The organism is Aminivibrio sp., assembly GCF_016756745.1.
Taxonomy (GTDB): Bacteria; Synergistota; Synergistia; order Synergistales; family Aminobacteriaceae; genus Aminivibrio.
The window spans coordinates 29,344-48,310 of record NZ_JAESIH010000048.1 but is presented as its reverse complement, the minus strand read 5'-3'; the positions used below and the strand labels follow the sequence as shown (position 1 = coordinate 48,310).

35 protein-coding genes and 1 pseudogene are annotated in these 18,967 nt (G+C 58.7%); all 36 read left to right on the top strand.

Features of this window, described 5'->3' with window-relative positions; translation table 11 throughout:
• Positions 1 to 127: pseudogene (gene tuf, locus JMJ95_RS07520) on the top strand (elongation factor Tu); the annotation flags it as partial.
• A 20-nt stretch (positions 128 to 147) separates the two neighbouring features.
• Positions 148 to 453 (top strand): 30S ribosomal protein S10, encoded by a 306-nt coding sequence (rpsJ, locus tag JMJ95_RS07515; RefSeq protein WP_133958123.1) that lies wholly within the window; start codon positions 148 to 150, stop codon positions 451 to 453.
• A 33-nt stretch (positions 454 to 486) separates the two neighbouring features.
• Positions 487 to 1,113, top strand: coding sequence for a 50S ribosomal protein L3 (gene rplC / locus JMJ95_RS07510; protein ID WP_290684171.1), 627 nt, complete (start codon positions 487 to 489; stop codon positions 1,111 to 1,113).
• Between the two features lie 27 nt (positions 1,114 to 1,140).
• Positions 1,141 to 1,764 (top strand): 50S ribosomal protein L4, encoded by a 624-nt coding sequence (gene rplD / locus JMJ95_RS07505; protein WP_290684169.1) that lies wholly within the window; start codon positions 1,141 to 1,143, stop codon positions 1,762 to 1,764.
• On the top strand, positions 1,761 to 2,057 hold the full coding sequence (rplW, locus tag JMJ95_RS07500; protein ID WP_290684167.1) for a 50S ribosomal protein L23: 297 nt from the start codon (positions 1,761 to 1,763) through the stop codon (positions 2,055 to 2,057). Before rplD ends, rplW begins: the two co-directional genes overlap by 4 nt.
• Positions 2,058 to 2,079: 22 nt before the next feature.
• On the top strand, positions 2,080 to 2,907 hold the full coding sequence (rplB, locus tag JMJ95_RS07495) for a 50S ribosomal protein L2 (protein ID WP_290684165.1): 828 nt from the start codon (positions 2,080 to 2,082) through the stop codon (positions 2,905 to 2,907).
• A 12-nt stretch (positions 2,908 to 2,919) separates the two neighbouring features.
• The gene (gene rpsS / locus JMJ95_RS07490) at positions 2,920 to 3,201 is read left to right on the top strand and encodes a 30S ribosomal protein S19 (protein WP_133958118.1); all 282 of its coding nucleotides are present in this window, start codon (positions 2,920 to 2,922) and stop codon (positions 3,199 to 3,201) included.
• Between the two features lie 12 nt (positions 3,202 to 3,213).
• The gene (gene rplV, locus JMJ95_RS07485; protein ID WP_290684162.1) at positions 3,214 to 3,546 is read left to right on the top strand and encodes a 50S ribosomal protein L22; all 333 of its coding nucleotides are present in this window, start codon (positions 3,214 to 3,216) and stop codon (positions 3,544 to 3,546) included.
• 13 nt (positions 3,547 to 3,559) lie between these two features.
• Entirely contained in the window at positions 3,560 to 4,228 is a 669-nt protein-coding gene (gene rpsC, locus JMJ95_RS07480; RefSeq protein WP_290684160.1) for a 30S ribosomal protein S3, read from the top strand.
• A 6-nt stretch (positions 4,229 to 4,234) separates the two neighbouring features.
• On the top strand, positions 4,235 to 4,657 hold the full coding sequence (gene rplP / locus JMJ95_RS07475; protein WP_290684158.1) for a 50S ribosomal protein L16: 423 nt from the start codon (positions 4,235 to 4,237) through the stop codon (positions 4,655 to 4,657).
• A gap of 2 nt (positions 4,658 to 4,659) precedes the next feature.
• Positions 4,660 to 4,875, top strand: a complete 216-nt coding sequence (gene rpmC, locus JMJ95_RS07470; RefSeq protein WP_133958131.1) for a 50S ribosomal protein L29 — start codon at positions 4,660 to 4,662, stop codon at positions 4,873 to 4,875.
• A gap of 6 nt (positions 4,876 to 4,881) precedes the next feature.
• Entirely contained in the window at positions 4,882 to 5,178 is a 297-nt protein-coding gene (gene rpsQ, locus JMJ95_RS07465) for a 30S ribosomal protein S17 (RefSeq protein ID WP_290684156.1), read from the top strand.
• A 3-nt stretch (positions 5,179 to 5,181) separates the two neighbouring features.
• Positions 5,182 to 5,550 carry a 50S ribosomal protein L14 gene (rplN, locus tag JMJ95_RS07460; protein WP_133958113.1) on the top strand — a complete coding sequence of 123 codons (369 nt, stop codon included), beginning with the start codon at positions 5,182 to 5,184 and terminating at the stop codon, positions 5,548 to 5,550.
• Positions 5,551 to 5,566: 16 nt separating this feature from the next.
• Positions 5,567 to 5,893 (top strand): 50S ribosomal protein L24, encoded by a 327-nt coding sequence (gene rplX / locus JMJ95_RS07455; protein ID WP_290684153.1) that lies wholly within the window; start codon positions 5,567 to 5,569, stop codon positions 5,891 to 5,893.
• A 15-nt stretch (positions 5,894 to 5,908) separates the two neighbouring features.
• Positions 5,909 to 6,451 (top strand): 50S ribosomal protein L5, encoded by a 543-nt coding sequence (gene rplE, locus JMJ95_RS07450; RefSeq protein ID WP_290684151.1) that lies wholly within the window; start codon positions 5,909 to 5,911, stop codon positions 6,449 to 6,451.
• Between the two features lie 18 nt (positions 6,452 to 6,469).
• Positions 6,470 to 6,655 carry a type Z 30S ribosomal protein S14 gene (locus JMJ95_RS07445; protein ID WP_133958111.1) on the top strand — a complete coding sequence of 62 codons (186 nt, stop codon included), beginning with the start codon at positions 6,470 to 6,472 and terminating at the stop codon, positions 6,653 to 6,655.
• A 28-nt stretch (positions 6,656 to 6,683) separates the two neighbouring features.
• A complete protein-coding gene (rpsH, locus tag JMJ95_RS07440; protein ID WP_290684148.1) occupies positions 6,684 to 7,088 on the top strand; it encodes a 30S ribosomal protein S8 in 405 nt (134 codons plus the stop codon).
• 16 nt (positions 7,089 to 7,104) lie between these two features.
• Positions 7,105 to 7,644, top strand: a complete 540-nt coding sequence (rplF, locus tag JMJ95_RS07435; RefSeq protein WP_290684146.1) for a 50S ribosomal protein L6 — start codon at positions 7,105 to 7,107, stop codon at positions 7,642 to 7,644.
• Between the two features lie 16 nt (positions 7,645 to 7,660).
• Complete coding sequence (rplR, locus tag JMJ95_RS07430) at positions 7,661 to 8,026, top strand: 50S ribosomal protein L18 (RefSeq protein WP_290684144.1); 366 nt, start codon at positions 7,661 to 7,663, stop codon at positions 8,024 to 8,026.
• Positions 8,027 to 8,041: 15 nt separating this feature from the next.
• Positions 8,042 to 8,554 carry a 30S ribosomal protein S5 gene (rpsE, locus tag JMJ95_RS07425; RefSeq protein ID WP_290684142.1) on the top strand — a complete coding sequence of 171 codons (513 nt, stop codon included), beginning with the start codon at positions 8,042 to 8,044 and terminating at the stop codon, positions 8,552 to 8,554.
• An 11-nt stretch (positions 8,555 to 8,565) separates the two neighbouring features.
• Positions 8,566 to 8,778: a 50S ribosomal protein L30 gene (gene rpmD / locus JMJ95_RS07420; RefSeq protein ID WP_290684140.1), complete on the top strand. Its 213-nt coding sequence runs from the start codon at positions 8,566 to 8,568 to the stop codon at positions 8,776 to 8,778.
• Positions 8,765 to 9,214, top strand: coding sequence for a 50S ribosomal protein L15 (gene rplO, locus JMJ95_RS07415; protein ID WP_290684138.1), 450 nt, complete (start codon positions 8,765 to 8,767; stop codon positions 9,212 to 9,214). Before rpmD ends, rplO begins: the two co-directional genes overlap by 14 nt.
• On the top strand, positions 9,215 to 10,507 hold the full coding sequence (gene secY / locus JMJ95_RS07410; RefSeq protein ID WP_290684136.1) for a preprotein translocase subunit SecY: 1,293 nt from the start codon (positions 9,215 to 9,217) through the stop codon (positions 10,505 to 10,507). It begins immediately after the preceding gene.
• A gap of 11 nt (positions 10,508 to 10,518) precedes the next feature.
• A complete protein-coding gene (locus JMJ95_RS07405; RefSeq protein WP_290684134.1) occupies positions 10,519 to 11,169 on the top strand; it encodes an adenylate kinase in 651 nt (216 codons plus the stop codon).
• Positions 11,166 to 11,942 (top strand): type I methionyl aminopeptidase, encoded by a 777-nt coding sequence (map, locus tag JMJ95_RS07400; protein WP_290684132.1) that lies wholly within the window; start codon positions 11,166 to 11,168, stop codon positions 11,940 to 11,942. The genes JMJ95_RS07405 and map overlap by 4 nt, the downstream gene beginning before the upstream one ends.
• Before the next feature lie 311 nt (positions 11,943 to 12,253).
• Complete coding sequence (gene infA / locus JMJ95_RS07395; RefSeq protein ID WP_290684130.1) at positions 12,254 to 12,475, top strand: translation initiation factor IF-1; 222 nt, start codon at positions 12,254 to 12,256, stop codon at positions 12,473 to 12,475.
• A gap of 177 nt (positions 12,476 to 12,652) precedes the next feature.
• Positions 12,653 to 12,778 carry a 50S ribosomal protein L36 gene (rpmJ, locus tag JMJ95_RS07390; RefSeq protein WP_133958099.1) on the top strand — a complete coding sequence of 42 codons (126 nt, stop codon included), beginning with the start codon at positions 12,653 to 12,655 and terminating at the stop codon, positions 12,776 to 12,778.
• 8 nt (positions 12,779 to 12,786) lie between these two features.
• Complete coding sequence (gene rpsM, locus JMJ95_RS07385; RefSeq protein ID WP_290684125.1) at positions 12,787 to 13,164, top strand: 30S ribosomal protein S13; 378 nt, start codon at positions 12,787 to 12,789, stop codon at positions 13,162 to 13,164.
• A gap of 37 nt (positions 13,165 to 13,201) precedes the next feature.
• Entirely contained in the window at positions 13,202 to 13,594 is a 393-nt protein-coding gene (gene rpsK, locus JMJ95_RS07380) for a 30S ribosomal protein S11 (protein ID WP_290684123.1), read from the top strand.
• Positions 13,595 to 13,627: 33 nt separating this feature from the next.
• Positions 13,628 to 14,263 carry a 30S ribosomal protein S4 gene (rpsD, locus tag JMJ95_RS07375; RefSeq protein WP_290684121.1) on the top strand — a complete coding sequence of 212 codons (636 nt, stop codon included), beginning with the start codon at positions 13,628 to 13,630 and terminating at the stop codon, positions 14,261 to 14,263.
• A 32-nt stretch (positions 14,264 to 14,295) separates the two neighbouring features.
• Positions 14,296 to 15,288 carry a DNA-directed RNA polymerase subunit alpha gene (locus tag JMJ95_RS07370; protein WP_290684174.1) on the top strand — a complete coding sequence of 331 codons (993 nt, stop codon included), beginning with the start codon at positions 14,296 to 14,298 and terminating at the stop codon, positions 15,286 to 15,288.
• 5 nt (positions 15,289 to 15,293) lie between these two features.
• Entirely contained in the window at positions 15,294 to 15,647 is a 354-nt protein-coding gene (rplQ, locus tag JMJ95_RS07365; RefSeq protein WP_290684118.1) for a 50S ribosomal protein L17, read from the top strand.
• 2 nt (positions 15,648 to 15,649) lie between these two features.
• The gene (locus JMJ95_RS07360) at positions 15,650 to 16,495 is read left to right on the top strand and encodes an ATP-binding cassette domain-containing protein (protein ID WP_290684116.1); all 846 of its coding nucleotides are present in this window, start codon (positions 15,650 to 15,652) and stop codon (positions 16,493 to 16,495) included.
• A complete protein-coding gene (locus JMJ95_RS07355; protein WP_290684114.1) occupies positions 16,486 to 17,325 on the top strand; it encodes an ATP-binding cassette domain-containing protein in 840 nt (279 codons plus the stop codon). The genes JMJ95_RS07360 and JMJ95_RS07355 overlap by 10 nt, the downstream gene beginning before the upstream one ends.
• Positions 17,322 to 18,131 (top strand): energy-coupling factor transporter transmembrane protein EcfT, encoded by an 810-nt coding sequence (locus JMJ95_RS07350; protein WP_290684112.1) that lies wholly within the window; start codon positions 17,322 to 17,324, stop codon positions 18,129 to 18,131. The genes JMJ95_RS07355 and JMJ95_RS07350 overlap by 4 nt, the downstream gene beginning before the upstream one ends.
• The gene (gene truA, locus JMJ95_RS07345; RefSeq protein ID WP_290684110.1) at positions 18,131 to 18,898 is read left to right on the top strand and encodes a tRNA pseudouridine(38-40) synthase TruA; all 768 of its coding nucleotides are present in this window, start codon (positions 18,131 to 18,133) and stop codon (positions 18,896 to 18,898) included. The genes JMJ95_RS07350 and truA overlap by 1 nt, the downstream gene beginning before the upstream one ends.
• Positions 18,899 to 18,967: the final 69 nt, after the last annotated feature.

Here is an 18,967-nt window from a genome sequence, read left to right as displayed (position 1 = left end):
GGGAGACAATGCGACGTTTGAAGTGGACCTGATCGTGCCTATCGCCATGGATCCGGGTCTTCGTTTTGCGGTGCGCGAAGGCGGCCATACGGTCGGCGCCGGCGTCGTCACCGAGATTCTTGAATAACCCCAGAGGGGGAATAGACAGTGGCAAAGAAAATACGCATCCGGCTGAAGGCCTTCGACCACAGGGTTCTCGACAGCTCCGCCTCCCAGATCGCCGAAACGGCGGACAGGAGCGGCGCCAAGGTATCCGGGCCGATTCCCCTTCCGACCGAGATCAACAAGGTTACAATCCTTAAGTCCCCCCACAAGGACAAGGATGCGCGCGAACAGTTTGAAACCAGGACACATAAGCGCCTCATCGACATCATCAACCCGACGCAGAAGACGATGGACGCGCTTATGCAGCTGAACCTTCCTTCTGGAGTAGACATCCAGATCAAATTGTAGGGGAAGCTCTGAGCTGAAAGGAGTTGGAGTGCAATGAGCATCGGTATTCTGGGTAAGAAACTCGGAATGGCCCAGATATACAACGATCAGGGCCAGGCGGTGGCAGTCACGGTGATCCAGGCCGGCCCGTGCCCTGTGGTGGATATGAAGACCCCCGACAAGGACGGATACAGCGCCCTCGTTCTCGGGTTCGGAAAAGTCAACCCGAAGAAATTGAACAAGTCCCGCCGGGGTCTCTTCGAGAAGTCCGATGTGGAGCCGCGGGACACCCTCCGGGAGTTCCGGGTTGACGTTCTCGACGGGTATTCCGTCGGCCAAGAGATCAACGTATCCCTTTTCTCCGAGGGCGAGACGGTGAACGTGTCGGGAATCAGCAAGGGTAAGGGCTTCGCCGGAGTCATGAAGAAGTACCACTTCGGCGGATCGAATTCCAGCCATGGCGCTTCCGTGGTTCACCGGCGGGGCGGCTCCAGCGGAGCCAGCAGCTACCCCGGCCGTGTTTTCAAGGGCAAGAGAATGCCCGGAAGAATGGGCAGTGAGAAAGTAACGGTAAAGAACCTCACTGTCGTAGCAGTGGACACCGACAATAACCTTCTTCTTGTCAAGGGTGCGGTACCCGGCGCGAAAAACAGCCTGGTCACCCTTTTCAAGAAAGGCTAGTCGGCCAAGAAGGAGGCCGGAAGTACAATGCCTACCCTGAAACTCGTATCATTCCAGGGAGAACCGATAGGGGAGATGCAGCTTGCCGATGAAGTCTTCGGCGCCCCCGTCCATGTTCCCGCCATGCACCAGGTAGTTGTCGCGCAACTCGCCAACCGCAGACGGGGAACCCAGTCCGCGAAGACCAGAGGCGAAGTGAGAGGCGGCGGAAAGAAGCCATGGAGACAGAAGAAAACCGGACGGGCCCGTCACGGAAGCACCCGTTCGCCCCTCTGGACAGGAGGCGGCGTGACCCATGCGCCGAAGCCCAGGGACTACAGCCAGAAGGTGAACAAGAAGGTCCGCCGTCTTGCGATACGCAGTGCTCTTTCACTGAAGGTCCGGGACGAACTCATGACGGTGGTTCAGTCTTTCGATCTTTCCAGGCCTTCGACGAAGGAAATGATCGCCTTCTTTTCGGCGGTCAACGCCAGAAAGCCCCTGATCGTCCTTCCCGAGAGCAACGAGACCGTGGCGAAGTCCGCCCGGAACGTTCCCGGAGCAAAGGTGATCAACATGGGCAACATCAACGTGTATGATCTTCTCAACGCGGGAACCCTCGTGATGACCCCCGAGGTTGTCAGCAGGCTCGAGGAGGTGTATGTCGGATGAACCTCATCGCTCACGATATCATCATCCGCCCGGTTATCACCGAGAAGAGCAGCCGTCTCATGGAGATGAACAAGTACACTTTTGAAGTCCATCCTTCCGCGAACAAGATCCAGATCCGGAGGGCCATCGAGGAGATCTTCAAAGTGAAGGTAAAGAACGTGAACGTGCTGTCCGTTCACGGCAAGCCGAAGAGAATGGGCGCTTTCCAGGGAAAGACCCGGTCGTGGAAAAAAGCGATCGTCAGTCTTGCCAAGGGCGAGCGCATCGAGTTCTTCGAAGGCGCGAGCATCTAGCGGGAAGGAGAAGGAATCAGCAATGGCAATCAAACAGTTCAAGCCCTATACTCCCGGCCGCAGGTTCATGACCGTCCAGAAGAACGACGATCTGACCAGGAAGGATCCGGAACGTTCCCTCCTCGAGCCCCTTCACAAGAAGGGCGGCAGGAACAACCGCGGCAGGATCACCATGCGTCACCGGGGCGGCGGCGCACGCAGGCTGTACCGGGTCATCGACTTCAAGAGGAACAAGCTGTCCGTGCCCGGAAAAATTGCCGCCATCGAGTACGATCCGAACAGGAACGCCCGCATCGCCCTCGTCCATTATCTTGACGGCGAGAAGCGGTATATCCTGGCTCCCAAGGATCTCAAGGTCGGCGACACCGTCGTCGCCGGTCCCGAATCTGACATCAGGCCCGGCAACGCCCTGAAACTCAGGGATATTCCCGTGGGCACCATGGTCCACAACCTCGAGCTCGAGCCCGGCAGGGGGGGAAAGCTTGTCCGCGCGGCAGGCACCTCGGCCCAGATCATGGCAAAAGAGGGCAAGTACGCTTACCTCCGTATGCCCAGCGGTGAGCTCCGGCTCATCCTGCAGGAATGCATGGCCACCATCGGCCAGGTAGGAAACGAAGATTACGAGAACGTGTCCCTCGGCAAGGCCGGGAAGACCCGTTGGCTGGGCAGACGTCCAATGGTTCGCGGTATGGTCATGAACCCTGTCGACCATCCCATGGGCGGCGGTGAGGGACGGAGCAAGTCCCACAAGCACCCTGTTTCTCCCTGGGGAACACCCGCAAAGGGATACCGCACCCGGAAAAACAAGCCGTCCGATAGACTTATCGTCCGGCGCCGTTACGAGAAGTAAGGAGGGACTAAGATGGCTCGTTCCAGAAAGAAGGGGCCCTATGTGGACCAGAAGCTGCTCCGCAAGGTGGAGGACATGAACGAAGGGACCGCGAAGAAAGTGCTCAAGACCTGGTCCAGGAGGTCCACCATCGTGCCGCCCATGATCGGTCACACCATCGCGGTGCACAACGGCAGGATCCACATCCCCATCTACATCAGCGAAAATATGGTTGGTCACAAACTTGGGGAATTTGCCCCCACCCGCAAGTTCGGCGGACATGCGGGGCAGGAGCGCTCCTCAAGAGCGAGGTAAGGAGTGATGGTGATGGAAGCGAAAGCCGTTGCCAGACAGGTACGGGTTTCACCGATAAAGGTTCGTCGGGTGCTGGCTCTCATTCGGGGGAAGAAAGTCGGAGACGCCCTTGTGGCCCTCCGGTTCAGCCCGCAGAAATCCGCCAAACTCGTCGGTAAAGTGTTGCAGAGCGCCGTGGCCAACGCCGAACACAATTTCGGTATGGATACGGACAAACTGCGGGTCGTAGCAGCTACGGCGGATCAGGGGCCGAAGATGAAGCGCTTCCGCCCTGTGTCGATGGGTAGGGCGCACCCCTACTACCACCGTACAAGCCACGTGACTGTCACAGTGGCAGAACGTTAAGGAGGGGGAACTCGTGGGACAGAAAGTTCACCCAATCGGATTCCGTCTTGGAGTCGTCAAAGAATGGGAGTCCAAGTGGTATGCAGGCGGTAAGGATTATGCGAAGAATCTTCACGAGGACATCGCGCTTCGGAAGTACATCGCGAAGAAGTGGGAGCATGCGGGCATTTCCCGTATTGAAATAGAAAGGGTCGGCAATGTCATCCGTTTCACGGTTTGGACCTCCCGGCCCGGTGTAGTGATCGGACGGGGCGGGGCCGAGATTCAGGTCATGAAAGACGACCTTCAGGCCAAAACCGGCGCCAAGATCATGATCAACGTCCAGGAGATCAAAAACCCGGACGTGGAGGCTCAGCTCGTGGCAGTGGGCGTCGCCTCCGCTCTCGAGAGAAGGGTTTCCTTCCGGAGGGCGATGAAGCAGTCCATCTTCCGTGCCATGAAGGGCGGAGCCAAGGGAATCAAGATTTCCACCGCCGGCCGTCTCGGCGGAGCGGAAATCGCCCGGACGGAATGGTACAACGAGGGGCAGCTTCCGCTCTCCACCATCCGCGCCGACATCGATTACGGGTTTGCCGAGGCCCGCACCATGTACGGAGTCATCGGAGTCAAGGTCTGGATTTACAGGGACAAGGAAAACGAGCGTCCCGCCCAGGCGCCCCGACAGTCCCGGAAAAGGGGGTAGCGCACTATGCTGATGCCGAGCAGGGTAAAATACCGCAAACCTTTCCGTCGTCCCCTCAAGGGACGGGCCAAGGGCGGGGCCACGGTGGCCTTCGGCGAGTACGGGCTTCAGAGCCTTGACTGCGCCTGGATTACCGCCCGCCAGATAGAAGCCACTCGTGTGGCCATTTCGAGAAAGATGAAGAAGGGCGGAAAGATCTGGATCCGGATTTTCCCCGATCACCCCTTCACCAAGAAGCCTCTCGAAACCCGAATGGGTAAGGGAAAGGGATCTCCGGAGTTCTGGGTCGCTCCTGTGAAGAGGGGCCGTATACTTTTCGAGATCGCCGGAGTTCCGAAAGAGGTCGTAGAGGAAGCTTTCCGCACAGCCTCTCACAAGTTGCCTGTCAAGGTGCGGATTGTCGCCCGAGAAGGTTTTGGTGGTGAATGAACATGGAAGCCAAGAATCTGCGCGATCTTACGATCGAAGAACTGAACGAGAAGCACAGGCAGTACAAGGAAGAGCTGTTCAACCTGCGGTTCCAGAACGCCATAGGACAGCTTCAGAACACAGGCAGGATAAAAGCTGTGAAGAAGACGATCGCCAGGGTACTGACGGTTGTCCGAGAGAAACAGATGGCCGGCGAGCAGTCCGCCGGAAGGAGGTAGCCCCGAATGGAAGAGCGGAAACCTCACCGCAAGGTCCGGACCGGAACGGTCGTCAGCGACAAGATGGACAAGACCGTGGTCGTCCGGGTAACGCGGTATGACGAACATCCCCTCTACGGAAAGAGGATCATCAGGGCGAAGAAATACACCGCCCACGATGAAAACAACGAATGCAGGATGGGGGACCTTGTGACCATCGGTGAATCACGGCCCCTGAGCAAAACGAAGAGATGGACCCTTCTCGAGATCGTCCGGCGTGCGCCCGTGTTCGACTCGGTCGAGGAGAACGGCGGGGAGGCATAAGCCATGATTCAGTTGACGACTGTTCTCAATGTGGCTGACAACTCCGGTGCGAAGAAGCTTTTCTGCATCCAGGTTCTCGGCGGAAGCAAGAGAAGGTTCGGCACCATCGGCGACGTGATCGTGGCGTCCGTCCGCGAGGCCATTCCCAACAGCAATATCGCGAAGGGATCGGTGGTCAAGGCGGTCATCGTCCGGACAAAGAAGGAAATCCGAAGGGCCGACGGTTCGTACGTCCGCTTTGACGACAACGCCGCGGTGATCATCGACAACAACGGTGACCCCAAGGGAACCCGAATCTTCGGGCCGGTGGGACGGGAACTGAGAGCGAAGAAATACATGCGCATCCTCTCCCTCGCCCCGGAAGTTGTGTAACGGAGGGCAATGGACTATGGGCAAGATGAGACTGAAAAAAGGTGACCGGGTCCGGGTCATCTCCGGAAAAGACAAGGGGAAAGAGGGGAAAATTCTCCGCTCGATTCCCGACAGGGACCTCCTGGTGATCGAGGGCGTCAACATGGCAACGAAACATGTGAAGCCCTCCCAGAAGAACCCCAAGTCCGGTATTGTGAAACAGGAAGGGCCGATCTACGCCTGCAAGGTCATGCTCGTGTGCCCCTCTTGCGGCGCTGCTACCCGCGTTGGTCGCGGCTACCTTGACAGCGGGAAAAAGGTCCGCCTGTGCAAGGCATGCGGCGAAATCGTGGACCAGGTGTAAGGAGGAGAGTGCGCCATGACCCCTCGTTTTCTCGAGAAATATAAAAACGAAGTCGCAGGCAATCTTGCGAAGGAATTCAGCTACAAGAACGTCATGGAGATCCCCCGCCTCAGGAAGATCGTGGTGAACATCGGGGTGGGCGAGGCAAAGGTCGACATCAAGTACATGGATGTCTCCATGGCGGAGCTCACGGCCATCACCGGGCAGCGTCCCCTTCTCAAGAGGGCGAAGAAGTCCGTGGCAGGCTTCAAGGTCCGCCAGGGAATGCCCGTAGCCTGCACCGTCACCCTTCGGGGAGCCCGTATGTGGGAATTCCTTGACAGGCTTATTTCCCTCGCCCTTCCGAGCATCAAGGACTTCCAGGGTGTGTCGCGGCGGGGATTCGACGGCAGGGGCAACTACAACCTCGGCCTTCGGGAGCAGCTCATTTTTCCGGAGATCAACTATGACAAGGTCATCCGCCCGCGCGGGATGAACGTGTCGATCGTAACGTCCGCGAAAACGGATGAGGAAGCCCATGCTCTGCTTCGCGAGCTGGGAATGCCCTTCAACCGGTAAGAAAGGGGGATTTTCGAGATGGCAAGAAAGGCAATAAAGTACAAGACTACGCAGCCCCCGAAATTCGCGGTGAGAAAGTATAACAGGTGCCCGCTCTGCGGCCGTGTTCACGGATACATGAGACGATTCAACATGTGCCGGTGCTGCTTCAGAAAGCTCGCTCGCGAGGGAAAAATACCCGGCGTAGTGAAGTCTAGCTGGTAGCAGAGTGGACTGAAGGGGGTTACGAGGAATGTACGTTACCGATCCGATAGCGGATATGCTTGCGCGCATCAGGAACGCGAACATGGTTTTCCATGAGAGCGTCGATGTGCCTTCAAGCAAAATCAAGATGGAAATCGCCCGGATTCTCAAGGAAGCGGGCTACATCAAGAACTACAAGGTTGTCAGCGACCCGAAAAAGCCTTACGGTTCCATCAGGCTTTTCCTCTCCTACGGTCCCAACCGGGAGCGGGTCATTCAGGGGCTTCGCAGAATCAGCAAGCCCGGCAGGAGAATCTACGTCGGCCATGCCGATCTTCCCAAGGTCATGGGCGGGCTTGGAATCGCGGTCATTTCTACATCCCAGGGCCTCAAGACGGACACGGAAGCGACGCAGCTCGGCCTGGGCGGCGAAGTTCTCTGCTATGTCTGGTAAAGTGGGGGTGCACTAGATGTCTCGAATCGGACGAAAAATCATCCCCCTTGGGCCGGGAGTGAGCATTGCCGTCAACGACGGCGCCGTGACCGTCCAGGGACCCAAGGGAAAGCTTTCGACTCCCACGGTACCCGGGATCGAGATCGCCGTTGAGGACGGACACGTCGTCGTCTCCCGGCAGAACGAGCAGAAGCAGACCAAGTCCTTTCACGGAATGATGAGGGCCCTCATCGCCAACATGGTGACCGGGGTGACCGCCGGATTCAAGAAGGACCTCGAAATCGTCGGCGTGGGATACCGCGCCCAGATGCAGGGGAAAAAGCTCATTCTGAACCTCGGCTATTCCAACCCCGTGGAGTACGAAGCTCCCGCGGGAATAGACATCGCCGTCGACGGTCCCACGAAACTTTCCGTGGCGGGAATTGACAAGCAGGCGGTGGGCCAGGTTGCGGCGATCATTCGCGGTTTCCGCTCTCCCGAACCCTACCAGGGCAAGGGAATCCGGTATGCCGGCGAGCGGATAATCCGCAAGGCCGGAAAGACCGGCGCCAAGTAATCTGAGGTGAATTGACATGAAAATGAAAAGCAGAAGCGTCATGCGCGAAATTCGTCACGCCAGGCTTCGCAAACAGGTGTCCGGCACGGCCGCCAAGCCCAGAATGGCTGTTTTCCACAGCCTCTCCCATATCTATGTCCAGTTCATCGATGATGAAGCCGGACATACCCTTGCGGCAGCCTCCACGGTGGAACCGGCCGTAAGGAGCGCCCTCGCCGGAACGTGCAATATGGAAGCCGCCAAGGCAGTCGGGAAAATTGCTGCTGAACGCGCTCTCGCCAAGGGCATCACGTCGGTGGTCTTTGACAGGGGCGGGCATATGTTCCACGGCAAGGTAAAGGCTCTGGCGGAGTCCGCCCGCGAAGCCGGCCTGAAGTTCTAAGGGGAGGCACAGAGGATGATCAGGAAAAAGATAGATGCCAAGGGGATGGAACTTACCGAGCGCGTCGTGGCCATCAACCGGGTCAGCAAGGTTGTCAAGGGCGGCAAGCGCTTCAAGTTCAGCGTCCTCGTTGTGGTCGGCGACGGTGACCGGTACGTAGGAGTCGGCATGGGCAAGGCCAAGGAAATATCCGAGGCTGTCCGGAAGGGTATCGACAAGGCCGGCAAGAACCTCGTGGAGCTCAAGAGGATCGGGAACACCATTCCTCACCCGGTGAACGGTGAATTCGGAGCGGCATCGGTGCTTCTCAAGCCCGCCGTTCCCGGAACGGGAGTTATCGCAGGCGGAGTAGTTCGGGCCATCATGGAGCTCGGCGGAGTGAAGGACGTGGTGACCAAGGTCATCGGCCGGACCTCCAATGCAATCAACGTGGCCTGGGCGACCATGCAGGCTCTCGAAGAGATGCGGACCCCCGACGAAATTCTTCGGCTCAGGGGCAAGAAAACCCCCGAAGCCGCGGCGGAGTAGGAGGCATTCTCATGGCGAAGCTTAGAATCACTTGGAAGAGGAGTTCCATCGGCAGGCCCGAGGTCCAGAAGCGGACCGTCCGTGCCCTTGGCCTCACCAAACTCAACCAGACAGTAGAACACGACGACACTCCCCAGATCCGCGGCATGGTCAACAAGGTCAGCCACTTGGTGGAATGTGTTGCCGTGGAGAATGAGGGAGGGACACTCCATGAGCTTGCATGAACTGAGCCCTGCACCCGGCGCCAGGAGCAAGAGCAAGAAAAGGCTCGGTCAGGGTATCGGAAGCGGAACTGGTAAAACGGCGGGAAAGGGCAACAAGGGACAGAAGGCCAGGAGCGGCGGCGGAGTACGGCCGGGCTTCGAGGGCGGACAGATGCCCATGATGCGCCGCATCCCCAAGAAGGGTTTCAACAACGCGAGATTCGCCAAGGAATTCCAGATCGTCAACGTTGAATCCCTTGCCTCCAGGTTTGAAGCGGGGGAGACGGTGGGCTTCTCCGAGATGTATGCAGCGCGCCTCGTCCAGAAGGACAACATCCCTGTGAAAGTACTTGCCTCGGGTGAAATTGACAAGGCGCTTACTGTGCGGGCCCAGGCGTTCAGCGCCCAGGCAAAAGCGAAGATCGAAGCAGCGGGTGGGAAGGCCGAGGTGATCTGAGTGATCGATTCCTTCCGGGATGCCTTCAGACTGCCTGACCTGAAAAGAAGAATACTCTTCTCCCTCGGTGTGCTGTTCGTTTTCCGCTTGGGGGCCCACGTCCCGACGCCCGGGATCGACGCTGAGGCTATGTCCCGTCTGTTCGACGGCGGGGGAGTTCTCGGTTTTCTCGACATATTCGCGGGCGGCGCGCTGAGGCGGTTCAGTATCTTCGCGCTCGGCGTCGCCCCGTACATCAACGCGAGCATCGTCATGCAGCTGCTTGTGGTCATCTTCCCCACACTGGAAAAGATGCAGAAGGAAGGAGAGGACGGCAGAAAAAAGATCGTCCAGTGGACGCGCTACGCCGCCGTCCTCTTCGCTCTGGTTCAGGCGGTGGGCATGACCTTCTGGCTTCGCAGTCTCGGTATTTTCAGCGGTCATCTTTTCGACGGAATCGTGGTGGTATCTACAGTCACGGCGGGATCCATAGCCGTCATGTGGCTCGGTGAGGAAATCTCCGACCACGGTATCGGCAACGGCATCTCGCTCCTTATTTTCGCCGGTATCGTGGCCAGGGTTCCCGAGGCCGTTATCCAGAGCTGGAAAATGCTCATGCTCGGCGAAATGAACGCTCTCGTCCTCTTTCTCGCCCTTTTGCTCATGGTGGGCGTCATTGCGGGATGCATCGTGTTGCAGGAAGGCCAGAGACGGCTTCCCGTGCAATACGCGAAACGTGTGGTAGGCAACAAGATCTACGGCGGACAGAGCACCTTCATTCCCCTGAAGGTCAACCAGGCGGGGGTCATCCCCATCATTTTCGCCTCGTCGGTGCTCCTGTTCCCCTACTCTGTGGCGAAGTTCTTCTCTGGCGACATCGCCCTGTTCTTCCAGAACATCTTCGCCCCGGGAAGTTTTGTGTATACCATTTTATACGTGGCGCTCATCATCTTCTTCTCCTACTTCTACACCGCCGTGGTGTTCAACCCTTCGGACGTGGCGAACAACATGAAGAAGTACGGCGGCTTCATTCTCGGAATCCGGCCGGGCAAGCCCACGTCGGATTACATCGAGAAAGTGATGAGCAGAATCACTCTCGGCGGCGCGTTTTTCCTCGCCGGGGTGGCCCTCGTTCCGAACATCATGACCCAGTTCATGGGGATCAACAGCTTCTACTTCGGCGGAACGGCGGTACTCATCGTCGTCGGCGTTGCTCTCGACACTGTTCACCAGATTGAGGGGCAGCTGCTTATGCGGCACTATGAGGGAATTCTCAAGCGCAAGGACAAAGCCGGCGGACTACTTCGCTTTTAAGGAGAAGGACAATGCGCATAATTCTTCTTGGCTCACCAGGGGCAGGTAAAGGAACACTCGCGGCGGAAATGAGCAAGAAATATTCTGTAGCGCATATCTCCACCGGGGACATTTTTCGCGAAAACGTGAAGAACAACACTCCGTTGGGCAGGGAAGCGCGGTACTACATGGACGCGGGCAAGCTCGTGCCGGACGACATCGTCAACGCAATGATGGAGGACAGGCTTCGGGAGCCCGACTGCGAGAAGGGATTCATCCTCGACGGTTTTCCACGGACGGTTCCCCAGGCGAAAGCCCTGGAGAAGATCCTGGAAGATTTGCATCTCAGCCTCGACGGAGTGGTGTTCCTTGACGTCGATGAAGAGACAGTGGTCAAGCGCCTCTCGGGGCGCAGAACATGCCGCTCCTGCGGAGCGATCTACAATGTGGCGTTCAGGCCGTCGGCAAAGGGAGACCGTTGCGAGAAGTGCGGCGGAGAACTTTACCAGCGGGAAGATGACAGTGAAGAAGTCATAAGGAAAAGGCTGAAGGTGTTTTATGACCAGACCGCGCCGGTGATATCCTACTACGAGGGGAAAAATATGTTTGTGAGGCTACGCTCGGCACGGAACAGCCATTCACTTCTCGAGGAACTCGAAGCGGCATTCGGCGGTACGGAATGATAACGCTGAAAAAAGAACCGGAACTTGTTTTTATGCGGAAAGCGGGAAAGATTGTTGCCGACGTGCTCGACATGATCGGCGGGATAGTTCGCCCCGGAACGACCACCGCCGAGATTGACCGGGCGGCCGAGGATCTCATCCTTAAGGCCGGGGCGACCCCCGCTTTCAAGGGATACCGGGTTCCCGGAATTCCTTCGCCCTTTCCCGGGGCCGTGTGCGCTTCCATTAACAGGGAAGTGGTTCATGGAATTCCGAGCAGAGACCGCCGCCTTGAAGAAGGCGACATCATCAGCATCGATGTCGGCGCCTGCTACTCCGGGTACTTTGGGGACGCAGCCTGCACCTACCCCGTCGGCCGGGTGAATGCCGTCCGACGGAAGCTTCTCGACGTTACCCGAGGAAGCCTTGAGAAGGCGATATCCGTGGCGAAAGCCGGAAAAACCCTGGGCGACATCGGATATGCCGTCGAGAGCTTCATCACTCCTCACGGCTTTGGTCTCGTACGGGATTACTCGGGGCACGGAATAGGCTCCCGTCTTCACGAACCGCCCCAGATACCCAACTACGGGCGTCCGGGACGGGGAATAACACTCAAAGCGGGAATGACTTTGGCCATCGAGCCTATGGTGTTGGCCGGCGCAGAAGAAGTCGAAGTCGGCCGTGACCAGTGGGTGGTCATGACGGTGGACGGCTCCGATGCCGCTCATTTCGAAAAATCGGTTCTCATCCGAGATGGAGAGCCGGAAATTCTTACTCCGTGGACATGGGCCTGAATGAGCTTCCCGACGGCAGCCTGTGCAGAATCGGTCAAGTTGTTCGATCCCGTAAAGGAAAAGATGTCGGCAGATGGTATGTGATCGTCGGAATTTCAGAGGACGGGCGAAGGGTATACCTCGCGGACGGGCGGAAATACACGCCCGCGAAACCCAAGCCAAAAAACACGATCCACCTGCAGCGCACGGGATGGTATCTTGACGAAATCGCGCACAGCATCCTGTCGGAAGGAAGGATGGACGCAGGAAGATTTCAGGCTCTTCTGTCGGGCCTTTTATCGAAATGAACAGCAGGGAGGATGAAAAACCGCATGTCCAACAAAGACGACGTGTTAGAAGTACGGGGGAAAGTTATCGAACCTCTCCCAAATGCCATGTTCCGGGTGGAACTCGACAACGGGCACAGGATTCTCGCCCATGTTTCCGGAAAAATGCGGCTTCATTTCATCCGCATTCTCCCGGGCGACAAGGTCCTGGTGGAGATCTCCTCCTACGACTTGGCACGGGGCCGGATAGTGTATAGATATAAATAGAGTGGACCGCAGAAGGACCGGGAAAGTTTCGGCAAAAAACGGAACCCGGCGACGGAAAAGTATTTTCTTCTGACCGATACTGCTGTATAATTCTAAGCTTGGAGAAAATGCGGTATGTACAGAAGCCCTCGGAAGGGCATCTGTTTTTGAGTTCTTTGCCAGAGGAGCGTGGATTGGATGAAAGTGAAACCTTCGGTCAAGCCGATGTGCGAATTCTGCCGGGTTATCCGGCGCAAGGGTGTCGTGCGGATTATCTGCAGCAGGAATCCGCGCCATAAGCAGAGACAGGGTGCAAGGAGGTAAGGCTGGCTATGGCCCGAATCGCCGGAGTAGACATACCCAGAGACAAGCGTGTGGAAATTGCGTTGACCTATATTTTTGGAATAGGCCTTCCCACTTCGAAGAAGATCATCCAGGCCACCGGAGTGAATCCGGACACCAGGGTGAAGGACCTCACCGAGGAAGAGACCCAGAAGCTCCGCAGGGAGATCGAGGATCACCACAAGGTGGAAGGCGACCTTCGCAGGGAAGTGTCCATGAACATCAAGCGGCTTATGGACATAGGCTGCTACAGGGGCCAGCGTCACAAGCTCGGTCTTCCAGTCCGCGGACAGAAGACCAAGACCAATGCCCGCACCCGCAAGGGGCCCCGGCGCACTGTCGCGGGCAAGAAGATGGCTACGAAGTAGCCTTCTGAACCCAGGATAAACAAGGAGGCTGGATTAAGTGGCCAAGCGTACGGTCCGTAAAGGGAAACGCAAGGAAAGAAAGAATATCAGCTACGGTGTCGCCCACATCTACTCTACGTTCAACAATACCATCGTCTGCGTGAGCGACAAGGGCGGCAACATACTCGCATGGGCTTCCGGCGGAAACGTGGGCTTCAAGGGAACCAGAAAATCCACTCCCTTCGCCGCCCAGATTGCCGCGAGCCAAGTCGCCAAAGCGGTTCAGGAGCATGGCGTCCAGGAGATCGACGTGGTCGTCAAGGGCCCCGGTCCCGGCCGCGAATCGGCGATCCGGTCTCTTCAGGCCGCAGGACTCCAGGTGAACATGATAAAGGACACCACCCCCATTCCTCACAACGGCTGCCGTCCTCCGAAGCGGCGCAGAGTGTAGGAAAAGGTCAGTCAAGGAGGGAATCTATTTCTTATGAGCAGATATATAGGGCCTTCGTGCCGTCAGTGCAAGGCTGAGGGAACCAAGCTCTTCCTGAAGGGCGACCGCTGCTATTCCGCGAAGTGCGCCATTACGAAAAAAGAGGCCGGAGCCAACACGAGGATGAAACGGGGACGCCCCCGGACGAAGATCAGCGAGTACGGAATCCGGCTCCGGGAGAAGCAGAAGCTTCGCAGGTTTTACGGCATGAACGAAGCGCAGTTCCACAGAATGTACGAGATCGCGAACAAAATGTCCGGCCAGACCGGCCACAATTTCCTGCAGCTTCTCGAGCGCAGGCTGGACAACGTGGTCTACCGTCTCGGCTTCGCCACCAGCAGAAAGCAGGCCAGGCAGCTTGTCCTTCACGGGCACTTTCTCGTCAACGGCAAAAGGGTGGACATCCCCAGCTTCCTGGTCAGCGCCGGCGATGTGGTTGCCGCCACCGAGAAGAGCCGCGAGACCGCACTTCTGAAGGAGAACGCGGAAGTCGCCGGTGCCCGCACCGTGCCCCAGTGGCTCGAGGTCAACTCCGAGAAGATCGAGGGAAAAATCATCGCGCTTCCCGCGCGTGACCAGATTGATGCGCCCGTGACCGAACAGCTCGTCGTCGAGTTTTATGCCAGATAATGGCGTGAAAGGTGTTGGAAGCCTTGGAACATATGCGGCCTGAAATCCGAATCGAGGAAAGCAATCCCACCTTCGCGAAGGTTCTTATCGAACCCCTTGAGCGTGGATATGGAGCTACCCTTGGTAATTCGCTCCGCAGGGTTCTCCTTTCCTCGATCAGGGGAGCGGCCATATCGTCGGTCCGCATTGACGGCGTGCTCCATGAGTTCAGCACCATTCCCGGAGTCAGGGAAGATGTCATCGAGATTCTGCTGAACCTCAAGCATGTCCCGGTGCGCTCCTTCAGCAGCGAAGTACGGGTGCTCCACCTGGAAGTCGAGAGGGCGGGAACCGTGACGGCCGCCGACATCCAGCCCGACAGCGAAGTGGAGTTCGTCAGGCCCGACGCACCCATCTGCACCATGGAAGAAGGCGCCAGGCTTTCCATGCAGATTTACGTGGAACAGGGAGTGGGGTACGCTTCCATGGAACGTCCTCGCCCCCCCTATCTTCCCGTGGACGCCCTCATGGTGGACGCCATCTTTTCACCTGTCCTGAAGGTGAACTACAATGTGGAAGCCGCCCGGGTAGGCCAGCGGACAGACTACGAGCGGCTCGTGCTCGAGGTCTGGACCAACGGTGTCCATTCACCGGAGGCCACCGTGTGCGAGGCGTCGAAGATCCTGAAAGGGTACTTTGCGAATTTCGTCGAGGACATGGAGAAAAAGCACCCCGAGGAAAGGGCCGAACAGGATACCCCCGTTTCCCTGGGAGCAGCCGATACGGCTTCGGAGCGGTCCGGCGAGGAGGACGATTATCTCTCCCGGCCTGTTCGGGACCTCGAGCTCTCGATCCGCAGCGAGAACTGCCTCCTCAGGGGCGGAATTCATACCATAGGCGATCTCATGAGCAAGAGCAAGGAAGACCTGCTGAAGATCCGCAACCTCGGCAAGATTTCCCTCCGGGAGATCGAAGAGAAAATGGAAAAGCTCGGTGCCGTCATTTCGGGCGACAAGGGCGAAACAAAGTCAACGAAGGAGGATTAATTTCCATGAGACATCGTATGGTTAGCCGGACGCTTGGCCGGTATGGCAGCCACAGAAGGGCCATGCTGTCCAACATGGCGGCCAGCCTTTTCATTGAAGAGAGCATCACCACCACCGTCACCCGGGCAAAGGAGCTCCGCCGGTACGCCGAGCGGCTCATTACCCGGGCCAAGGGCGGCACTGTCCACGACCGGCGCATCGTCCGGTCCAAGATGGCCCACAAGGAAGCCGCCATCAAACTTTTTGACGACCTTGCAAAACGGTATGCCGGCCGGCCTGGTGGCTACACCCGCATCATCAAGACAGGGAACCGTCACGGCGACGGCTCCCCCATGGCGGTTATAGCCCTGGTCGATTGATTATGCCCCGAAAAACGGTATGCGAACTCCGGGATGTGACTTTCGTCTATCCCGGAGGAGCGGCCGACAGCTCCGGCTGTGCCCGCCCCGCCCTCCGGAACGTGACGCTTTCCATATACGAGGGGGAGTGGGTGGCGCTGCTTGGAAGCAACGGATCAGGCAAATCCACCCTTGCGAAACACCTGAACGCCCTGCTGGTACCCTCGCAGGGCGATTGTCTTGTATACGGCCTTTCCACCCGGGATGAGAAAAACGTCTTCCCCATCCGGAGCACCGTGGCCATGGTCTTCCAGAACCCCGAGAACCAGATTGTGGGTACCGTGGTGGAGGAAGACGCTGCCTTCGGACCGGAAAACCAGGGAATCCCCCCCGAAGAAATCGTCCAGCGGGTGGAGGTCGCCCTTTCGGTCGCCGGGCTGCTCGAAAAGCGCAAAAAACCCACCTACACCCTCTCGGGAGGAGAAAAGCAGCGTCTCGCCGTCGCAGGGGCCCTCGCCATGGACACGCCGTGCCTCGTCCTCGACGAGCCGACGGCCATGCTCGACCCCGCAGGGAGGGCGGAACTCCTTCGTGTGCTCTGCAACCTTCACGCCTCGGGCAAGACCATCGTCTCCATCACCCACCGCCTCGAAGAAATTCTCTCCTGCGACCGGGCGATCATCCTGCACCGGGGAGAGATCGCGTGGGAAGGATCCGTTCCCGATCTCTTCCTCTCCGACCTTCCCTTCCGTGAGTGGGGACTGGACATTCCTCCCCTTGTTTCCTTCTGGCGCGACCTCAGGGCAGAGGGGCGTTCCGTCCCCCCCGTGCCGACGGTGGCGGCCATGGCCGACGCACTATGTCAATAATCGTATCCGGCCTCGGCCACACCTACCACCAGGGCACCCCCCTCGAAACCTGCGCCCTCCGGGACATCTCCTTCGAGTTTCCGGCAGGAACCTGGTTCTCCGTGGTAGGCCATACGGGAAGCGGTAAATCGACCCTCGCCCAGCACCTCAACGGCATTCTCCTGCCCATGGAGGGAAGGATTCTCATCGACGGGCTGGAAGTGAAGGAAAAAAACCCGAGCCTCCGGGAAATTCGCCGGAAAGTCGGCCTGGTCTTCCAGTACCCCGAGCAGCAGCTCTTCGCCGAGACGGTCAGCGATGAACTCGCCTTCGCACCCCGCAACTGGGGCGTTCCCGAGGATGACATCCCGGCACGGGTCGCCGCCGCCGCCGGCCAGGTCGGTCTTGACGAGGGGTGCCTCGGAAGAAGCCCTTTCCACCTTTCTGGAGGAGAAAAACGGAAGGCCGCCATCGCCTCCGTCCTGTCCTCCCGGCCGGACTACCTCGTTCTCGACGAACCCACCGCCGGGCTCGACTCCTTTTCCAGAAAGGAACTCACCCGCCTGCTGTCCGATCTCCGGAACGAAGGAATGGGCATCCTGCTGGTCACCCACGACCTGGACATCGCCCTCCGGATGAGCGACCGCATCCTTGTGCTGGACGGCGGGCGCCAATCAGTCTGCGACACTCCTGCCGCGGTGCTGGCCCACCTCGGCGCCCACCCCGTGACGGGGCTCGGCCTGCCCGAGATCGCCGCCCTTTCCGCAGCCCTTCGGGAACGGGGGAAAGATGTCCCCCTCACCTGGAACTGGAAAGAAATCAAGTCCGCCCTTTTCGGGAGTCAGAAATGAAATTCTTCAATCATCTCACCTTCGGCCAGTACGTCCCGTCGGAATCCCCGGTGCACCGCCTCGACCCGCGGTGCAAGATCATTGCCGTCCTTGTCCTGTTAACAGGCATTTTCCTCGCGAAGCATCCCGCCGTCTTTTCCGTGTGGGGCATCCTTCTCGCGTGCCTGACCGCCGGGGCCCGCCTTCCCTTCCGGCTCGTCCTGCGGTCGGCGAAACCCGTCCTTATCCTGGTACTTTTCACCGCCTCCATTCATATTTTTTTCACTTCGGGGACGCCCCTCGTCTCTCTCGGCATCGTCACCATATCCCGGGAGGGGGTTGTCCTGGCCGTTTACATGGGGCTCCGCCTGCTCTTCCTCGTGCTCTTCGCCTCATTTCTCACCCTGACCACCAGGCCCATGGAGCTGGCCGACGGCCTGGAGAGGCTCTTTTCCCCCTTCGCCCGATTCGGCTTTCCCGCCCATGAACTGGCCATGATGATGACCATCGCCCTCCGGTTCATCCCGACCCTCCTCGATGAAACCGACCGGATCATGAAAGCTCAGCTCGCCAGGGGAGCCTCCTTTGACCGGGGCGGCCTGTGGAAGAGGCTGAAGGCCTTTCTTCCGGTGCTCATCCCGCTGTTCGTCATCGTCTTCCAGCGGGCGGAAGACCTCGCCGTGGCCATGGAAGCAAGGTGCTACCGGGGCGGAACCGGCAGGACCCGCATGTACCCCCTGGCCTGGAAGGCGGCCGATACGGCAGCCCTTCTCCTGGTTCCGGCCGTGGTCATTGTCCTCGTTTTCATCGACCGGAGTCTTGCCTGATGCGCTACGCGGCCCGGGTCGGCTACATGGGTACGGCATATTCGGGATGGCAGCGGCAGGCCATGGGCACAGGCGTCCAGGAGAAAATCGAGACAAGCCTCGCCGTTCTCGAGGGAAAACCCGTCACCGTGACGGCGGCAGGACGCACAGACGCAGGAGTTCATGCCTGCGGACAGGTGATCTCCTTTGAACTGGAGAAGGAATGGCGGCCCGACAAGCTCGTCCTTGCGGTCAACTTCCGCCTGCCGCCGGACATCGCCGTCCTCGAGACGGCCAGGGTTCTGCCGTGGTTCGACGCCAGGCGCCACGCCCTCTGGAGAGAATACCGCTTCTTCATCTGGCACGGGAACGCCCTGCCTCCCTTTCTCCACGGGCGGGTATGGTGGAACCGTTTCCATTGGGATTTCGGGAAAGTCCGGCAGGCCTGCGCCCTCTTCGAGGGGGATCATGATTTCCGGGCGTTCTGCAAGACGGCCGAATGCCCCGAGCGGACGGTCCGGACCATCCACCGGGCCTCGGTCACGAGAAAGGGCCGCCTCGCCGTGTTCACCGTCCGGGGAAATGCCTTTCTCACCAACATGGTCCGCATCATGGCGGGCAACCTGAACGCCGTCGGACGGGGGAAAAAATCGGTAGAATGGCTGAAGGGCCTTCTCGGGGGCCAGGCCAGGGAAAACTCGGCCATGACCGCTCCCGCCGAGGGATTGTACTTGTGGAAAGTGGGCTATGGGGAGGGTACCCCATTCGGCCCGTACAGGGTAGAATAGACCGGTCGTTTTATATATAATCCGGAGCTCCATCGCCGGAAAAGAGAGCCGTGGGGACGCCCCGAAACA

What these genes read in the sequence shown, in the direction of transcription:
- rplC (WP_290684171.1), top strand. Translation starts at nt 487, where the DNA reads ATGAGCATCGGTATTCTGGGTAAGAAACTCGGAATGGCCCAGATATAC.
- rplD (WP_290684169.1), top strand. Translation starts at nt 1,141, where the DNA reads ATGCCTACCCTGAAACTCGTATCATTCCAGGGAGAACCGATAGGGGAG.
- rplW (WP_290684167.1), top strand. Translation starts at nt 1,761, where the DNA reads ATGAACCTCATCGCTCACGATATCATCATCCGCCCGGTTATCACCGAG.
- rplB (WP_290684165.1), top strand. Translation starts at nt 2,080, where the DNA reads ATGGCAATCAAACAGTTCAAGCCCTATACTCCCGGCCGCAGGTTCATG.
- rpsS (WP_133958118.1), top strand. Translation starts at nt 2,920, where the DNA reads ATGGCTCGTTCCAGAAAGAAGGGGCCCTATGTGGACCAGAAGCTGCTC.
- rplV (WP_290684162.1), top strand. Translation starts at nt 3,214, where the DNA reads ATGGAAGCGAAAGCCGTTGCCAGACAGGTACGGGTTTCACCGATAAAG.
- rplP (WP_290684158.1), top strand. Translation starts at nt 4,235, where the DNA reads ATGCTGATGCCGAGCAGGGTAAAATACCGCAAACCTTTCCGTCGTCCC.
- rpmC (WP_133958131.1), top strand. Translation starts at nt 4,660, where the DNA reads ATGGAAGCCAAGAATCTGCGCGATCTTACGATCGAAGAACTGAACGAG.
- rpsQ (WP_290684156.1), top strand. Translation starts at nt 4,882, where the DNA reads ATGGAAGAGCGGAAACCTCACCGCAAGGTCCGGACCGGAACGGTCGTC.
- rplN (WP_133958113.1), top strand. Translation starts at nt 5,182, where the DNA reads ATGATTCAGTTGACGACTGTTCTCAATGTGGCTGACAACTCCGGTGCG.
- rplX (WP_290684153.1), top strand. Translation starts at nt 5,567, where the DNA reads ATGGGCAAGATGAGACTGAAAAAAGGTGACCGGGTCCGGGTCATCTCC.
- rplE (WP_290684151.1), top strand. Translation starts at nt 5,909, where the DNA reads ATGACCCCTCGTTTTCTCGAGAAATATAAAAACGAAGTCGCAGGCAAT.
- JMJ95_RS07445 (WP_133958111.1), top strand. Translation starts at nt 6,470, where the DNA reads ATGGCAAGAAAGGCAATAAAGTACAAGACTACGCAGCCCCCGAAATTC.
- rpsH (WP_290684148.1), top strand. Translation starts at nt 6,684, where the DNA reads ATGTACGTTACCGATCCGATAGCGGATATGCTTGCGCGCATCAGGAAC.
- rplF (WP_290684146.1), top strand. Translation starts at nt 7,105, where the DNA reads ATGTCTCGAATCGGACGAAAAATCATCCCCCTTGGGCCGGGAGTGAGC.
- rplR (WP_290684144.1), top strand. Translation starts at nt 7,661, where the DNA reads ATGAAAATGAAAAGCAGAAGCGTCATGCGCGAAATTCGTCACGCCAGG.
- rpsE (WP_290684142.1), top strand. Translation starts at nt 8,042, where the DNA reads ATGATCAGGAAAAAGATAGATGCCAAGGGGATGGAACTTACCGAGCGC.
- rpmD (WP_290684140.1), top strand. Translation starts at nt 8,566, where the DNA reads ATGGCGAAGCTTAGAATCACTTGGAAGAGGAGTTCCATCGGCAGGCCC.
- rplO (WP_290684138.1), top strand. Translation starts at nt 8,765, where the DNA reads ATGAGCTTGCATGAACTGAGCCCTGCACCCGGCGCCAGGAGCAAGAGC.
- JMJ95_RS07405 (WP_290684134.1), top strand. Translation starts at nt 10,519, where the DNA reads ATGCGCATAATTCTTCTTGGCTCACCAGGGGCAGGTAAAGGAACACTC.
- map (WP_290684132.1), top strand. Translation starts at nt 11,166, where the DNA reads ATGATAACGCTGAAAAAAGAACCGGAACTTGTTTTTATGCGGAAAGCG.
- infA (WP_290684130.1), top strand. Translation starts at nt 12,254, where the DNA reads ATGTCCAACAAAGACGACGTGTTAGAAGTACGGGGGAAAGTTATCGAA.
- rpmJ (WP_133958099.1), top strand. Translation starts at nt 12,653, where the DNA reads ATGAAAGTGAAACCTTCGGTCAAGCCGATGTGCGAATTCTGCCGGGTT.
- rpsM (WP_290684125.1), top strand. Translation starts at nt 12,787, where the DNA reads ATGGCCCGAATCGCCGGAGTAGACATACCCAGAGACAAGCGTGTGGAA.
- rpsD (WP_290684121.1), top strand. Translation starts at nt 13,628, where the DNA reads ATGAGCAGATATATAGGGCCTTCGTGCCGTCAGTGCAAGGCTGAGGGA.
- JMJ95_RS07370 (WP_290684174.1), top strand. Translation starts at nt 14,296, where the DNA reads ATGCGGCCTGAAATCCGAATCGAGGAAAGCAATCCCACCTTCGCGAAG.
- rplQ (WP_290684118.1), top strand. Translation starts at nt 15,294, where the DNA reads ATGAGACATCGTATGGTTAGCCGGACGCTTGGCCGGTATGGCAGCCAC.
- JMJ95_RS07360 (WP_290684116.1), top strand. Translation starts at nt 15,650, where the DNA reads ATGCCCCGAAAAACGGTATGCGAACTCCGGGATGTGACTTTCGTCTAT.
- JMJ95_RS07355 (WP_290684114.1), top strand. Translation starts at nt 16,486, where the DNA reads ATGTCAATAATCGTATCCGGCCTCGGCCACACCTACCACCAGGGCACC.
- JMJ95_RS07350 (WP_290684112.1), top strand. Translation starts at nt 17,322, where the DNA reads ATGAAATTCTTCAATCATCTCACCTTCGGCCAGTACGTCCCGTCGGAA.
- truA (WP_290684110.1), top strand. Translation starts at nt 18,131, where the DNA reads ATGCGCTACGCGGCCCGGGTCGGCTACATGGGTACGGCATATTCGGGA.